Annotated in this window: 11 protein-coding genes; 7 read left to right on the forward strand and 4 right to left on the reverse strand. The window is 69.5% G+C overall.

Going from position 1 to position 15709, the window contains the following annotated elements:
- The first annotated feature begins 214 nt into the window (after nucleotides 1-214).
- The gene (locus tag BN1197_RS14470; protein WP_040160807.1) at nucleotides 215-709 is read left to right on the forward strand and encodes an RNA polymerase sigma factor; all 495 of its coding nucleotides are present in this window, start codon (nucleotides 215-217) and stop codon (nucleotides 707-709) included.
- Nucleotides 696-1856: a WD40 repeat domain-containing protein gene (locus BN1197_RS14475; RefSeq protein ID WP_040160809.1), complete on the forward strand. Its 1161-nt coding sequence runs from the start codon at nucleotides 696-698 to the stop codon at nucleotides 1854-1856. The genes BN1197_RS14470 and BN1197_RS14475 overlap by 14 nt, the downstream gene beginning before the upstream one ends.
- A 441-nt stretch (nucleotides 1857-2297) precedes the next feature.
- Here BN1197_RS14475 and BN1197_RS17900 read toward each other — a convergent pair whose 3' ends face one another.
- Nucleotides 2298-2474: a hypothetical protein gene (locus tag BN1197_RS17900; RefSeq protein ID WP_245851964.1), complete on the reverse strand. Its 177-nt coding sequence runs from the start codon at nucleotides 2472-2474 to the stop codon at nucleotides 2298-2300.
- A gap of 325 nt (nucleotides 2475-2799) precedes the next feature.
- On the opposite strand from BN1197_RS17900, the gene BN1197_RS14485 reads away from it, so the two are divergent.
- Nucleotides 2800-4143, forward strand: coding sequence for an APC family permease (locus BN1197_RS14485; RefSeq protein WP_040160810.1), 1344 nt, complete (start codon nucleotides 2800-2802; stop codon nucleotides 4141-4143).
- Between the two features lie 145 nt (nucleotides 4144-4288).
- On the opposite strand, the gene BN1197_RS14490 is transcribed toward BN1197_RS14485, so the two are convergent.
- The gene (locus BN1197_RS14490) at nucleotides 4289-5587 is read right to left on the reverse strand and encodes a class I SAM-dependent methyltransferase (RefSeq protein WP_040160812.1); all 1299 of its coding nucleotides are present in this window, start codon (nucleotides 5585-5587) and stop codon (nucleotides 4289-4291) included.
- A complete protein-coding gene (locus tag BN1197_RS14495; RefSeq protein WP_082043940.1) occupies nucleotides 5584-7008 on the reverse strand; it encodes an FAD-binding oxidoreductase in 1425 nt (474 codons plus the stop codon). Before BN1197_RS14495 ends, BN1197_RS14490 begins: the two co-directional genes overlap by 4 nt.
- Before the next feature lie 236 nt (nucleotides 7009-7244).
- On the opposite strand from BN1197_RS14495, the gene BN1197_RS14500 reads away from it, so the two are divergent.
- The 4 genes from BN1197_RS14500 to BN1197_RS14515 all read left to right on the forward strand — a co-directional run bounded on the left by BN1197_RS14500 (nucleotide 7245) and on the right by BN1197_RS14515 (nucleotide 13237).
- The gene (locus BN1197_RS14500) at nucleotides 7245-9764 is read left to right on the forward strand and encodes an ATP-dependent Clp protease ATP-binding subunit (RefSeq protein ID WP_245851965.1); all 2520 of its coding nucleotides are present in this window, start codon (nucleotides 7245-7247) and stop codon (nucleotides 9762-9764) included.
- Nucleotides 9765-9917: 153 nt separating this feature from the next.
- Nucleotides 9918-10655 (forward strand): alpha/beta fold hydrolase, encoded by a 738-nt coding sequence (locus BN1197_RS14505; protein WP_052466780.1) that lies wholly within the window; start codon nucleotides 9918-9920, stop codon nucleotides 10653-10655.
- Between the two features lie 111 nt (nucleotides 10656-10766).
- Nucleotides 10767-11894 (forward strand): alpha/beta fold hydrolase, encoded by a 1128-nt coding sequence (locus BN1197_RS14510; protein WP_040160813.1) that lies wholly within the window; start codon nucleotides 10767-10769, stop codon nucleotides 11892-11894.
- Nucleotides 11895-12010: 116 nt separating this feature from the next.
- Nucleotides 12011-13237 carry a cytochrome P450 gene (locus BN1197_RS14515; protein ID WP_040160815.1) on the forward strand — a complete coding sequence of 409 codons (1227 nt, stop codon included), beginning with the start codon at nucleotides 12011-12013 and terminating at the stop codon, nucleotides 13235-13237.
- Between the two features lie 52 nt (nucleotides 13238-13289).
- On the opposite strand, the gene BN1197_RS14520 is transcribed toward BN1197_RS14515, so the two are convergent.
- Nucleotides 13290-15659: an ATP-binding cassette domain-containing protein gene (locus BN1197_RS14520; RefSeq protein WP_040160817.1), complete on the reverse strand. Its 2370-nt coding sequence runs from the start codon at nucleotides 15657-15659 to the stop codon at nucleotides 13290-13292.
- Nucleotides 15660-15709 lie beyond the last annotated feature (50 nt).

The raw sequence follows: 15709 nt of genomic DNA on the forward strand, positions 1-15709 counted from the left end.
GCAGCCGCTCCCCACCGGTACCGCCGAACGCGAAGCAGCAGCATCTGGGGGGCGCCGTGCCACAAGGACATTCGACATCTAAGCGAGAGTCCGGCAGCAGCTGACGTCTGCACCGACAGCTGCGAAGAGCGCACATTGCGCAACGTCGGTGACATGAAAGACCTCGGTAGCGCGGAACGAAACGGGCTCGTTGCGCGTCCAGGCGAGTGTGCAGATGGTCGACGATGTGGGGCGCATGTCTGGAGAGTCATCCGTTGAGGACATCTACCGGGCGCAGTGGGGGGACCTGGTGCGCTTGGCTTCCGTCGTCTCTGGTGACCTCGACGACGCGGTGGACCTCGTCCAGGAGGTCTTCGTCGACTTCACGCGGGATGCGGCCTCGATCCACAATCCGCCCGGATGGCTACGCACGGCAGTCATCCACCGCTCCCGATCCTCCGCGCGGCGGGCGGGCACAAGGCGCCGCTACCTCGAACTTCACGGATGGGAGCACACCGGTCCCGTCGCCGACCGGCTTGTCGACGTCGATGTCCGTCGCGCCCTTGCGCAGCTCAACCCGGATCAACGGGCCACCGTGTTCATGCGCTACTACCTCGACCTGCCTTTGGAGGACATCGCCGAGGTGCTCGGCTGCCGTGTCGGAACGGTCAAATCCCGCCTGAACCGGGCCGAGAACCGCCTGAAGGAGATCCTCCATGAGCATCCATGACAGCGACGTGGCCGTGCGGATCGTCTCATTCGTGGACAGTCTGCCGATCCCCGACGCGCCTCCGCTGCCCGCCGCTACCGCTACGGCGAAGGTCAGTCGACCCCACCGCGGTTCGTCCCGGCCGGTCTGGGCAGGCGTGGCGGCGGCTGTCGCCATCGGCCTTCTCGTGCTCGGCGCAGGGATGCTCGGGTCCTCCCACCGGCAGCCCACGCCGGCCGGCGCGTCCTCGTCGCTCATGCCTGGTCGGCAATGGCTCGGGACCGGCATCACCGACCACCCCATCGGCCCGGTCCTGATCGCCGCGCACATCTACAGCGCGGTCGAGAACTTCCCGCTGCCCAATCAAACCGTGCTGCGCGACACGACGGGTGACGGCATCGCCACCGCCCCTACTGCTGACGGCGTTGTTCTGGTGTCTCCCGACGGTCGCCACCTCGCCGTCGGTTCCCGCCAGGCGGCCAAGGTGACCCTCATCGACACCCTCGACGGAGCCAGCGCAGACGTCACCGTACCCAGCGACGCAGACGAGGCCGGACCGATCGGCTGGTCCCGCGACAGCAGTCGCGTCTTCGTCGCAGGAACACGCCCGGCGCACGAACCGGCCAGTGGACTGGAAACCGGACAGGTCTCGACCGTTGATGTGGCGACCGGGACCGTTCGGCGGTTCCCCCAGTTGGACGGCGCCACTTCGGTCTTCCCATCCCCGGACGACCGAGAGGTAGCCGCCGGCATCGGGCGCGAGCTGCGTGTCATGGGCGCCTCCTCCGGGAGACTCATGCGGAGCATCCCGGCGGGCCCGGGGGTGCAGTTCGATCACGACGCCTGGTCCGACGACGGCCGGTGGATCGTGGGGGTCACCGCGGACCGGCACCAGCTCGTCCGCTTCGATGCGCACACCGGAGAGCGGTACCACCTTCCTCGCTCGCCCGGAACCTTTCTGGGGGTGACCTGGGCGAACGGGCGCTACCTGGTCCGGCACATCTCGTGGGGTGACGCCGAGTCCTCGCAAGCCGCCGTTCTGCGGGCCGTCGATGTCCTCACCGGCGAGGCCGTCGACGTCGCGCATTGGGACACCGACACCATCACCCACGACATCCCCGACGACGTCAGCATCGCGCGCAACGACGCCGGCAACTTTCTCAGGTAAAGGGCGCCTGCGAGGGAGGGCGGACGTTCAAGGGCGAGCTCGCCGATGGCACGGTTGTGGGCGCCGAGAAGGTTGACGCCCACGTCGGGGAGCCGGTCCATCACGGTGTCGGGGTGCAGGTGCCTGCCAGCCAGCGTGCTGGGAAAGAGCCACGGACTGTCGGGTCCGGCGCCCGTGACAAGCTTCGGTGCTGGGTTCCCGCAGGTCAGACCGAGGTTCAGCCCAGCGAGCGGGGGAGTAGATCAGTCGCGCGCGGTTGATTCATCCGATGCAACACACAGGCGCACATATGACATAATGTAGATTATCGGCGCGATTGGTCCATGGGCAGGCCAGGCGTGTGCTCATGACGCGATCGGCCCGTCTCAGCGTTGCCCGCGGTCTTCGACGGTGGATCGGCGATGAGAAGAGGCGTGAGGATCGACGTGGCGAGGTGGCGGATCATCGACGCTGCTGCTCGATGAGATCGCTGATCGTTCCCTGGGTATTGATCGGCGCGGGGCGACGTCCCTTATGGCGACTAGCCGGCGTCGCCTTGCCGCTCGCGGCCAGTTGCTTGAGCTTGGCCGGAACGCCTGCGGGAATGATCCGCGCCACACGCCGTCCGTGATCGGTCATCGTGATCGTGGCCCTTTCCGACTTCGGTCAGATGGCGACTGAGGCCGTCGCGTAGTTTGCGGGCTCCGTAGCAGTCACCAACCGCTCCGCGTTGCCACATTGAGTCTGCGTAGATGAATACTTTGTCACGACAGCCATTCGCGCCGCAGAGCGCCTATTTGTACCGACACAAAGGGGTGCCCGCGGGCGGTGTCTCGCGGATTCCCCTCTCCCCCGGTGCCGCCTCGGCACGGCGTCTGCGACAGGGCCGAGACGTCGGCGTACCGTATTGCCGCCCCCGATCAACTTCGGAAGGCCCCACCACACAGCCGCGAGCGAGGGAATCATGAACGCTTCGACGACGCCCGGCCTCAAGCGTCAGGTCACCTTTCCCGAGCTCATGGCCTACGGGCTGGTGTTCATCGGCCCCGCGGCCGCGGTCGGCGTCTTCGGAGCCCTGGACGCCGAGAGCCGAGGCGTCGTGCCGGTCGTGTATCTGGTCGCGACCGTGGCGATGGCCTTCACGGCGCTGTCCTACGTGGCGATGTCCCGCGAGATCCCCAGCGCCGGATCGGTCTTCGCCTACGCCCGGGCCGGGATCGGCCGTCGGGCAGGCTTTCTCACCGGCTGGATGGTGATGCTCGACTACCTGCTCATCCCCTCGGTGGCGTATCTCTTCACCGGCATCGCCCTGAACTCCCTCCTGCCGTCCGTGCCCGTCTGGGTCTGGACCGCCGCGGCGGTGCTCACAACGACGAGCCTCAACCTCGCGGGTTCGAAGATCGCCGCCCGCGCGGCGAGCGTCGTCGTCATCGTGGAGATCATCGTTCTCGCGCTCGTGCTCGTCTTCGGCGTGTACGTGTTGGCGACCCACGGTCCGCAACGCCCCTGGCTGAGCCCGTTCGTCGGCTTCGGAGACTTCTCCTGGACGGCGGTGTTCGCCGCGACCTCGGTGGCCGTGCTGTCGTATCTCGGGTTCGACGCGATCGCGACCTTCGCCGAGGAGACGGTCGGTGACAGTCGCGTCGTCGGTCGTGCGACGCTGGCGTGTCTCGTCGTCGCGGGGCTGCTGTTCATGCTGCAGACCTACATCGGCGCACTGCTCACCGCGGTGACGCCGGCCGAGCTCGCCGCGAATCCCGAACTCCAGGGCCCGGCCTACTACACGACCGTGGGCGACCAGCTCGGCGGATGGCTGCACACCGCATTGGCGCTGGCCAAGGGCGCCGGTGCGGCGTTCTCCGCGATGGTCGGGCAGGCTGCGGCGTCCCGCATCCTCATGGACATGGGACGGACGTCGGCGCTCCCGGCTGCATTGACCCGGGTCTCGGGACGGACCGGCGTGCCGACGGTCGGAGTGCTCATCGCCGCCGTCGGCAACGTCGCGATGGCGACCTGGGCGGCGACGCAGGCCGATGGTCTGGACCACCTCGTCTCCATCGTCGACGTCGGCGCGCTGGTCGCGTTCGTCGCGCTGCACGCCTCCGTCGTCGGGTACTACTGGGTGCGCCGATCCGGCCCGGAACGCTCCCTGTGGCGGCACGTCGTCCTGCCGGTCGCGGGCGCGATCATCCTGCTCGTCGTCCTGGCGAACGCCTCCCGCCTGGCGCTGACGATCGGCCTCGTCTGGTTCGTCGTCGGCCTCGTCGTCCTGGCCGTGCGTCGGGATCCGCAGCTCCTGGAGGGGTGACGGCGGCGACCGCGCCGCACCCGCGGACGCGACCGATACCACGACAAGGCGAGCCCAGCGGTGCCGCTCCCCCACACCCCGACCCGGGCCGGCGTTGCTCTTCGGCCGTGCAGTGCCCGCCGTGCAGCGCCTGGGGGTCGTGCCGTCAGCCCTCCCAGTCCGGGCGGAGCGGGTAGGCCGTCGTGCCGTCGGCGAAGGGCCGTGAGAGCAGGACCTGGTGCAGTTGAATCCAGTTGAGCTCGAACCCGAGTCGTGACCCGGCCATGTAGAGGCCCCACAGCTTGGCCATCGGCTCGCCGACATCGGCGACACACGCGTCCCAGTGCTGCCGCAGGTTGGCGCACCATGCGGTGAGGGTGCGCGCGTAGCTCATCCGCAGGTTCTCCTCGTGGTGCAGCTCGAAGCCGGCGTCGTGGGCACGGCAGATGATCTCGCCCGGGGAGGCGAGCTCACCGTCGGGAAAGATGTAGCGGTCGATGAACGCGTCCGGCCGGTGACTGGTCGCGTCGTTCGGGCGCGTGATGCAGTGGTTGAGCATGCGCCCGCCGGGCCTGAGGCGCTCGAAGAGGAACCCGAAGTAGGAGTCGTAGTTGTCGACGCCCACGTGCTCGAGCAGCCCGATCGAGCTGATCGCGTCGAACTCCCCCGGCGGGACCTCTCGGTAGTCCAGGTATCGCACCTCGGCACGGTCGGAGAGCCCCTCGGCCTCGATGCGCGCCTGTGCCCACTCCGCCTGCTCCCCCGACAACGTCACGCCGAGGGCCTGCACGCCGTGATGTCTCACCGCGTGCCGCACCATGCTGCCCCACCCGCAGCCGACGTCGAGCAGGCGCATGCCCGGCTCGAGTCGCAGCTTGCGACAGACCAGCTCGAACTTGCGCTCCTGCGCGGCCTCGAGGGTGTCGGAGGGGTCGGTGTACACGGCGCACGTGTAAGCCATCGACGGGCCGAGAACCTTCTCGTAGAAGGAGTTTCCGACGTCGTAGTGGTGGGAGATCGCCTCGGCACGCCGACCCGACGGATCGAGCACCTTCTCGAGGTGGCGCCGCCACCGCGGGGGCGACTCCAGGGCCGGAGGGGTGGGTGGCAGGAGCATCCCGCGGCCGTGGGCGCGGACGATCCGCGCCGTCTCCCCGGCGGTCGGATGCCGGAAGCGCGCGGTCTTCAGCGCCTTGAACGCCGCGTACGGGTCGGCCGGGTGGATGCCCGAGACGTGCAGACCGCCCGTGAGGTAGGCGCGGGCCGCACCGAGATCGCCGGGGGCGGTGAGGAGGTAGCGCAGACCCTCCGGGGAAGCGATGTGGAACGCGACCTCGGCGTTCTCGGGGCCGGCCTGGCTGTCGTCGTAGGCCGTGATGCGGAAGGGCAACGGTGCGGTGGCCATCGAGGTGATCAGATCGCCGACACGGGTGGCGGTCGCCGGATCCGATGACAGAAGGGTCATCTCGTCGTCACTTTCTCGTAGAGATCGGTGAGCCGGTGCTCGGGGTCGTAGCGGTGCCGGACGGCGCGGTACTCGGCCGCGCCGTGAAGCCGCTCGAAGGTCTCGCGGTCGTAGTAGACATCGGAGTACAGGGACTTGTGGCCGCCGAGTCGGCCGACCTCGTGCTCGACCATCCGGTTGACGTCGCCGTCGTGACGACCGGGCAGGACGGGGACGTTGCCCCAGAAGCCGACGTTGACGTAGGTGCGTCCGGGCTCGATCGGATAGAGCGGCCAGCGACGCGCCGAGCCGGGGCCGTCCGGCTCCCGCAGCCGCAGGGGGCAGATCCAGACCGGTCGCATCGGCACCTCACGCAGGAACCACCGCAGGAACTCCGCGGTGCGTTCGAGCGGGATCTCGACGTCCTGCACGAGCCGCTCCAGCGGCGGCCGGCCCCGCCACCGGTCGACGGTCGCCGCGACGTGGTGGCGGTTCTCGAAGCGGACGATCCGGTGGTAGACGTCGCTGCGGCGCCACCGCCGGGGCCACACGCGTCGGACCAGCGGGTGCTGCACGCCGAACGCCCGGGAGCACCAGAACCAGTCGGTGTCCCAGCGCCACAGGTAGTCGTGGCCGGTGAGGCGGTCCTCCTCGAAGCGCTGCAGCGAGCGGTAGTACACGTCCTGGCCGGTGTAGTCGCTGCCCGGCGCGACGACGTCCTCGAAGGCGGCGAGCACGAGGTAGGCCTCGTCCTCGGCGAACACGACCCCGTCGAGGGCGTCGACGGCCTGCCCGTTCCACTCGCGGGTCTCGACGATGCGGCCGACGACCTCGACGAGCCGGTCGAGATCGGAGAAGCGCAGGTTGCGGGTGCGCACGGTGCGGCCGACGGGTTGCAGCTCGATGCGCATGCGGGTCGTGTACCCCAGCGAGCCGTAAGAGTTCGGCATGGCGGCGAAGAGGTCGGCGTGCTCGCCCTCGGGGCGAGCGGTGACGATCTCGCCGTCGCCGGTGAGCACGTCCATCTCGAGCACCGACTCGTGCGGCAACCCGTTGCGGAACGACGTCGACTCGATGCCGAGCCCCGTGACCGCTCCCCCGAGGGTGATGGTGCGCAGTTGGGGGACCACCAGGGGCATGAGGCCGTACGGCAGGGTCGCGGCCACGAGCGTCTCGTACGTGCACATGCCCTGGACATCGGCGGTGCGGGCCGTCGCGTCCACGCAGATCACGCCGGTGAGCCCGGAGACGTCGAGCCCCCTGGTGCTCGTGTCGCGAGTGCGGAAGAGGTTGGACGTCGACTTGGCGAGGCGGATCGTCTCGTCGCGGGGAACGTCGCGGTAGGAGCGCAGGAGGGCGTCGACCCCCCGGGCGTGAGCCGCCACGCCGACGGGTTCGGACGCCGAGGTCTGACGTTCACGGTGCGGCCGAAGGAGTGCCATCGTGCCTCCGGTGAGGGTGCCGGGCCTTGCCAGTGCCGATCCTAGGCACGTTCGAGCCGGCCGGTTCGGCGAGAGGCGGCGGCGATCCGGCCTTCGTCCGGCCGGGGCGCGCACATCACCGCTCGCTCGATCGCCTTCTGCGAGTGCCTCCGGCCGGAGATCTGCCTAGGGTCGGATCAGGCCGAGGGTCGTGTCACCCGGGCGCGGCCCGGTCCCCACCGGGAGGTATGACGCGCATGGATCCGTTCGACAGCCCGTTCGACGACATCTTCAGCCGATTCTTCGGTGGCGATCCCTTCGGTGGGATGCAGCGCCAGCAACGCGTGCAGCGCGTGGATCTGTCTCGCCTGCTCAACGACCAGGCGCGCGAGCTGCTGCAGCAGGCCGCCGACGCGGCCGTCGAGTGGGGCAGCCCCGACGTGCAGCCCGAGCACATGCTCTACGCGGCCACGCAGAATCCCGCGACCCGCGAGATGCTCCTCAAGGCCGGCGCCGACGTCGAAGGACTGGCCCACCGGATGCGGGAGGCCGTGACCACGGGTGAGACCGACGACGCCGAGAGCATCAGCCTCAGTCCGGCGGCCAAGAAGGCGCTCTCCGACGCCTTCCAGCAGTCCCGCGCCGCGGGCGTCTCGTACATCGGGCCGGAGCACATCGTGCTCGGCATCGCCGCCAACCGCGAGACCCCCGCGGGACGTGCGCTGCGGTCACTGGCCACCGACGGACTCGCCCCGGCGGCCGCCGCCCAGGAGAGCGGCGGTGCACCGGCGCCGGGCGGCGAGGCGAGCAAGACCCCCACCCTCGACCAGTACGGGCGCGACCTCACCCAGGCCGCCCGCGACGGCAAGCTCGACCCGGTCGTCGGACGCGAGATGGAGGTCGAGCAGACCATCGAGGTGCTCTCGCGCCGCACGAAGAACAACCCGGTGCTCATCGGTGAGGCCGGCGTCGGCAAGACGGCGATCGTCGAGGGCATCGCCCAGCGCATCGTCAACGGTGACGTGCCGCGCACCCTCGAGGACCGCCGCATCATCGCGCTCGACCTCACGGGCATGGTCGCGGGCAGCAAGTACCGCGGCGAGTTCGAGGAGCGCCTCAAGAACGTCATGGACGAGGTCAAGGCCTCCGAGGGCGACGTCATCCTCTTCATCGACGAGCTCCACACGATCGTCGGCGCCGGTGGTGCCGAGGGTGCGATGGACGCGGCCAACACCCTCAAGCCGGCGCTCTCCCGCGGAGAGCTCAACGTCATCGGCGCGACGACGATCGACGAGTACCGCAAGGGCATCGAACCCGATCCGGCACTGGAGCGTCGCTTCCAGCCGATCCTCGTCTCCGAGCCGTCGGTAGAGGACACGATCGAGATCCTGCGCGGCCTGCGCGACGCCTACGAGGCGCACCACCAGGTCCGCATCACCGACGAGGCGCTCGACGCCGCCGCCGAGCTCTCCGACCGGTACATCACGGCCCGGTTCCTGCCCGACAAGGCCATCGACCTCGTCGACCAGGCCGCCGCCCGGGTGCGGATGAAGTCGAAGGTGCGCACCCCCGACACCAGGGAACTCGAGGACGAGCTGGCCGCCCTCAGGCGCGAGAAGGACAGCGCGGTCGCCGCCGAGGACTACGAGCGCGCGGCGGACCTGCGCAGCAAGATCGCCGACGCCGAGGAGCGCCTGGCGAACATGCAGGACGACTCGAGCACGCCGGAGGTCACTGCGGAGTCGATCGCCGAGATCATCTCGCGTTCGACGGGCATCCCGGTCACCCAGCTCACCGAGGCCGAGCGCGATCGGTTGCTGCGACTCGAGGATCACCTGCACGAGCGAATCATCGGTCAGGACGACGCCGTCACCGCGATCGCCGAGGCCGTCCGCGCCGCCCGCGCCGGTCTCGCCGACCCCGACCAGCCCGACGGCTCGTTCCTCTTCCTCGGTCCGACCGGCGTCGGCAAGACCGAACTAGCCCGGGCGCTCGCGGGCGCCCTGTTCGGCGACGACGACCGCATGATCCGCTTCGACATGTCGGAGTTCCAGGAGAAGCACACGATCTCGCGTCTGCTGGGTGCCCCTCCCGGTTACGTGGGTTACGAGGAGGCCGGACAGCTCACCGAGGCGGTACGGCGCCGCCCGTACAGCATCGTGCTGTTCGACGAGATCGAGAAGGCCCACCCCGACCTGTTCAACGCCCTGCTGCAGGTGCTCGACGCCGGGCGGCTCACCGACGGCCAAGGCCGCACGATCGATTTCACGCACACGGTCATCATCATGACGAGCAACATCGGCTCGCAGCGCATCCTCGCCGCCGGGGGTGACGTCGAGTCGATCCGCGACCAGCTCATGAGCGATCTGCAGAACCACTTCCGCCCGGAGTTCCTCAACCGGATCGACGACATCATCATCTTCCACGGCCTCGACAAGGAGCAGTTGCACGCGATCGTCGGGCTGCGCGTCGAGGAGTTGCGCCGCCGGCTCGCCGGGCAGGGCGTCCACCTCGAGGTGACGCCGGAGGCCGTCGACCACCTCGCCGACGTCGGCTACTCCCCCGAGTTCGGGGCCCGGCCGCTGCGCCGCGCCATGCGCACCGAGCTCGACCGTCGCCTCTCGCGGATGTTGCTCTCGGGCACCCTCGGCGAGGGACAGATGGCCACCGTCGGCATGAAGGACGGCGAGCCCGAGATCCTCGTCTCCGACGGCGCTCCCGACAACGTCGAACAATCACAGGACGAGGAGGCAGGCGACGCCTCGACGACGGGCTGAGTGCGCTCACGTCATGCTGCCGCGGGCGGGCACCTGGGACTCGACCGGGTGCCCGCCCGCGCGCGTCGACGGGATGATGCGGAACCGTGAAGACTGCGGGAACAGCGTTCGAGCGCCCTTGCGAGGCCGAATGGCCACGGTGAGGATGGCGTCATGGACATCGTGCTCATCGCCGGGCTCTGGCTGGAGTCAACCGTGTGGGACGAGGTCGTCGCCGCGCTCGCGACGCAAGGCCACCGTGGAGTGCCTGTCGCGCTGTCCGGTCAGGGCGACGGTGACGTCGCCGCCACGCTCGATGAGCAGATCGAGGTCGTGCTCGCCGCGGTCGACGCGTGCGAGGAGCCTCCGCTGGTCGTCGGGCACTCGGCGGCGGCGTCGTTGGCGTGGATCGCCGCCGACCGCCGGGCCGAGGGGATCGCGGGCACGGCACTGATCGGGGGCTTTCCGGAGGTGGACGGTGCCGAGTACGCGCCGTTCTTCCCCTGCGTCGACGGCGTGATGGCGTTCCCCGGCTGGGAACCGTTCGAGGGCGCCGACTCCGCCGACCTTGACGCCGACGCGAAGGCTCGGATCGCCGCAGCCGCGATCCCCGTTCCCGAGGCTGTCGCGACGGGGACCGTGCGGCTCACGAACCCGGCACGTCAGCAGGTGCCGGTCACGGTCGTATGCCCGGAGTTCACTCCCGAACAGGCCATGGAATGGATCGACGCCGGTGAGGTTCCCGAACTCGCCGAGGTCGAGCGACTGCGGCTCGTCGACATCGTCTCCGGTCACTGGCCGATGATCACCCGTCCCACCGAGCTCGCGGCGATCCTCGCCGACGTCGCGAACGATCTCAGCGAGGGCGCGGACGACGATTGGGACGAAGACGACGAGCACGACGACGAGTAGATCCGCCACGTCTGCGGTGCCCGGCGGGACTCGTCACCACCCGCCGACCACGGCGGTATCTCACGTCCGCTGCCCCGGCCACTCAGGGCGACGCGCGCCTACGATGACGGCATGACGCTGCGCACCGTCGACGCCGACCACCTGCTGCCAGGCATCAGCGCCCTCGACGTCGAGACGTCCCGGCTGCGGATGCGGATGCTCGTCCGCGACGGCGACGAGATCACCGGCGACTCCCGGGTGCTCGTGCTCGTCCACGGCAACGTCTCCTCCTCGCTCTTCTACCAGCGGCTCATGCTCGCGCTGGCCGAGGCGATGCCCGACATCGTCCCCGTCGCTCCCGACCTGCGCGGCTACGGCGAGACCGAGCCGGCGCCGATCGACGCGAGCCGGGGTCTGCGCGATCACGCCGACGATCTCGTGGCGCTGCTCGACACGCTCGGCGTCCGCGTCGCCGACCTCATGGGGTGGTCGATGGGCGGTGGGGTCGTCGCCCGCCTCGCCACCGACGACCCGACGCGCGTGCGCTCGCTCGTCCTGCAGGCGCCCGTCTCGCCGTACGGCTTCGGCGCCACGACCGACGTCGCCGGCACGCTCGCGACCGGCGACGCGGCCGGCACCGGTGGCGGTGGAGCGAACCCTCGCTTCGTCGAGTTGCTCGCCGCAGGCAGCGCCGACGGCGAGGGAACCCGCGACGAACCCGAGGGCTCCTCGCCGCGGGCGACGCTGCGGGCCGTCTACGTCGCCCCTCGCGCGCAGCCCTGGCCCGACGAGGACATGTGGGTGGCCTCGATGTGCACGACGAGGGTCGGCCCCGACCACTACCCGGGTGACGCGACCGCCTCGGAGAACTGGCCGGGGTTCGCTCCGGGTCGCCGCGGTGTCCTCAACTCGATGGCGCCGCTGTTCTGCCGCTGGGACGACCTCGTCGGAGCGTCACCGAAGCCCCCGGTGCTCTGGGTCCACGGTGACGCCGACCGCATCGTCTCCGACGCCTCGGCCCTCGACCTCGCGGTACTCGGCGCGGCCGGGATCCTGCCCGGGTATCCCGGGGCGGAGATGCTTCCGCCGCAGCCGATGATCGCCCAGACGCGCACCGTGCTGGACGCCTACCGCGACAGCGGCGGGACGTACCGCGAGCTGTCGCTACCCGGCATCGGTCACTCCCCTCACCTCGAGGCACCGGAGCGGGTGCTCGCGGCGCTCGTCGAACACTTGCTGCTCACCACGAGGGACGGATAACCCGCCAGGCGACGGCCGTTCGCGACGTGATGGCGGTCGCACTCATCCGACAGGACAGCCCGAGGGTTCGTGGCGAGGATGGGGTGAATCGCCCACATCCGACGAAAGGGAACGACATGGCGCCCTCACTGCCCGACAGCACCCTCGCATTCCTCCGGGAGGGATACCCGTTCATCTCGGCACGATGCGATGCGCTCGGCACCGACGTCTTCACGAGCCGTATCGCGTTCAGACCGGTGACCTTCATCCGGGGTGCCGAGGCCGCCGGCCTCTTCTACGAGGGCAACCGCTTCACGCGGCAGGCCGCGATGCCGCCGACGGTCCAGCACCTGCTGCAGGACAAGGGTTCGGTGCAAGGGTTGGACGGGCAGGCCCACGCGCACCGCAAACGTGCCTTTCTCGGTCTCATGACTCCCGACGCGATGACGCGGCTCGGAGACCTCTTCGAAGAGGAGTGGCGCGCGGCCATGAATCGTCTCGCGTCGCGGCGGGGATTCCGCCTCCTGGATGTCGCTCGGGAGGTGCTCGTCCGCGCGGTCTGCCGGTGGTCGGACGTGCCGCTGCCGGAGAACGAGGTGAGGCGTCGAACCCACGAGTTCGCCCTCATGATCGATCAGGTCGCACACGTCGGCCCGGGTAACTGGTACGCCCAGTGGCGGCGCCGGGGCACCGAGAGGTGGATCGCGGGCCTCGTCGAACAGGTGCGCTCGAACAGGCTCGAAGCCGCTCCCGGAACCGCCCTCGAGGTGTTCGCCCACCACCGCGAGAATGGTGAACTCATCTCCCCCGAGGTCGCCGCCGTCGAGATCATCAACATCCTGCGGCCCACGTTGGCCCTCGCGAACTTCGTCGTCTTCGCGGCCCTGGCCCTGGACGAGCACCCGGAGTGGCGCGAGGCCTTCGCCGCCGGCGACGAGAGCGACCTCGAACCGTTCGTCCAGGAGGTCCGCCGCTACTACCCGTTCTTCCCGGCCGTGCCGGGCCGTGTCGTCGAACCCTTCGAGTTCGGGGGCCACTCCTTCGCGCGGGGCGAGTGGGTCATCCTCGACCTGTACGGCACGTGCCACGATCGGCGCATCTGGCAGGACCCGGAGAGCTTCTCCCCCGAACGCTTCCGCGGCTGGAGCTGGGAGGAGAGCCCGAACACCCTCATCGCTCAGGGCGCGGGACGCCATCTGGAGAACCATCGGTGCCCGGGAGAATGGAGCACCGTCGAGCTCCTCAAGCGTGCCGCGCGTCTTCTGTCCACTTCCGATCTGTATCTGCCTGCGCAGGATCGGACGATTCCGCTCGACTCGTTCCCGTCCATCCCTCACAGCGGGGTCATCCTCGCGCATCGCTGAGTGAACGCGGCGCTGTGCGGTAGGGCCGTCGTCGTGGGCCGAGCGGGTGTCCTCAGCGTCGGCCGACGTACTCCGCGAGGTGCTGCCCGGTGAGGGTCGACTTCGCGGCGACGAGGTCGGCGGGCGTGCCCTCGAAGACGACCCGGCCGCCGTCGTGGCCCGCTCCTGGGCCGAGGTCGATGATCCAGTCGGCATGGGCCATGACGGCCTGGTGGTGTTCGATGACGATGACCGACTTGCCGGAGTCGACGAGCCGGTCGAGCAGGGCGAGCAGCTGCTCGACGTCGGCGAGGTGCAGGCCGGTCGTCGGCTCGTCGAGCACGAGGATGCCGCCCTTCTCGCCCATGTGCGTCGCGAGCTCGAGCCGTTGACGCTCACCGCCCGACAGGGTCGTCAGCGGTTGCCCGATGGTGATGTAGCCGAGCCCGACGTCGTCGAGACGCTCGAGGATCTTCAGCGCCGCCGGGATGCGAGCCTCCCCCGTTCCGAAGAACTCCCGGGCCTGGGCGACGGGCATCGCGAGCACCTCGGCGATGTCCTTGCCCCCGAGGTGGTACTCGAGCACCTCGGGCTGGAACCCCTTGCCGTCGCACACCTCGCACGGCGTCGAGACGGTCTCCATGATGCCGAGTTCGGTGTACACGACACCGGCGCCCTTGCAGTTGGGGCAGGCACCCTCGGAGTTCGCGCTGAACAGCGCCGGCTTGACGCCGTTGGCCTTGGCGAACGCCTTGCGGATCGGTTCGAGCAGACCGGTGTACGTCGCCGGGTTGCTCCGGCGTGATCCCTTGATCGCGCCCTGGTCGATCTCGACGACGTCCTCGCGCCCGCCGAGCGAGCCGTGGATGAGCGAGCTCTTGCCCGACCCCGCCACCCCCGTCACCGCGACGAGCACCCCCAGCGGCACGTCGACGTCGACGCCCGCGAGGTTGTGGGAGGTCGCGCCCCGGATCTCCAGGTGGCCGCTCGCCTCGCGCACCGACTCCTTGAGCCGCGCGCGGTCGTCGAGGTGACGGCCGGTGAGGGTGTGAGCCTGACGCAACCCCTCGACGCTGCCCTCGAAGCAGATCTCTCCCCCACCGGTGCCGGCGCCCGGCCCGAGGTCGACGACGTGATCGGCGATGGCGATGGTCTCGGGCTTGTGCTCCACGACGAGCACGGTGTTGCCCTTGTCGCGCAGGCGGAGCAGCAGTTCGTTCATCCGCTCGATGTCGTGCGGGTGCAGGCCGATGCTCGGCTCGTCGAACACGTACGTGACGTCGGTGAGTGCCGAGCCCAGGTGCCGGATCATCTTGGTGCGTTGCGACTCACCCCCGGAGAGGGTGCCCGCGGGGCGGTCGAGCGAGAGGTACCCGAGCCCGATCTCGACGAAGGAGTCGAGCAGGTCGCCGAGGGTGCTGAGCAGCGGTGCGACCGACGGCTCGTCGAGATCGCGCACCCACGCGGCGAGGTCGCTGATCTGCATCGCGCAGCAGTCGGCGACGTTCACTCCGGCGATTCTCGACTCCAGCGCGTGCCGGGCGAGACGGGTGCCGCCGCACTCCGGGCAGTCGCGGAACACGACGGCACGGTCGACGAACGCGCGGATGTGCGGCTGCATCGCGTCGCGGTCCTTGCTGAGCATCGACTTCTGGATCCTCGGGATGACACCCTCGTAGGTGAGGTTGATGCCCTCGACCTTGATCTTGGTGGGCTCCTTGTGCAGCAGGTCCTCGAGTTCCGCGGCCGTGTAGTCCTCGAGCGGCTTGTCCATGTCGAAGCCGTAGCCGCTGAAGATGCGCCCGTACCAACCGTCCATCGAATAACCGGGTACGAGCAGGGCTCCCTGCGACAGCGACCGCGTCCGGTCGTAGATTGCGGTGAGGTCGAAGTCGGAGACCTTGCCCGTGCCCTCGCACTTCGGGCACATGCCACCGGTGATCGAGAAGGTGCGCTTCTCCTTCTTGCCCTTGTCCTTGCCGGTCTGGATGGTCACGGCGCCGGCGCCGCTCACCGACGGCACGTTGAACGCGTACGCCTGGGGTGAGCCGACGTGCGGGTCGCCGAGGCGCGAGAAGAGGATGCGCAGCAGGGCGTTGGCGTCGGTGGCCGTGCCGACCGTCGAGCGGATGTTCGCGCCCATCCGCTCCTGATCGACGATGATCGCCGTGGTGAGACCCTCGAGCACGTCGACGTCGGGCCGCGCGAGGGTCGCCATGAACCCCTGGACGAAGGCGGGGTAGGTCTCGTTGATCATGCGCTGGGACTCCGCCGCGATCGTGTCGAACACGAGCGAGCTCTTGCCCGAGCCCGAGACGCCGGTGAACACGGTGAGCCGTCGTTTGGGGATCTCGACGTCGATGTCCTTGAGGTTGTTCTCCCGCGCGCCCCGCACGCGGATGACCTCGTGACTGTCGGCGGCGTGCTCGGATGCTCCGGCCATGTCGTGGTCTCCCTGTCGCTGGATCGGCCCGGTCCAGTGTGCGCCATGCC

It is taken from the genome of Mobilicoccus massiliensis, assembly GCF_000826525.2.
GTDB classification, from domain to species: Bacteria; Actinomycetota; Actinomycetes; order Actinomycetales; family Dermatophilaceae; genus Mobilicoccus; species Mobilicoccus massiliensis.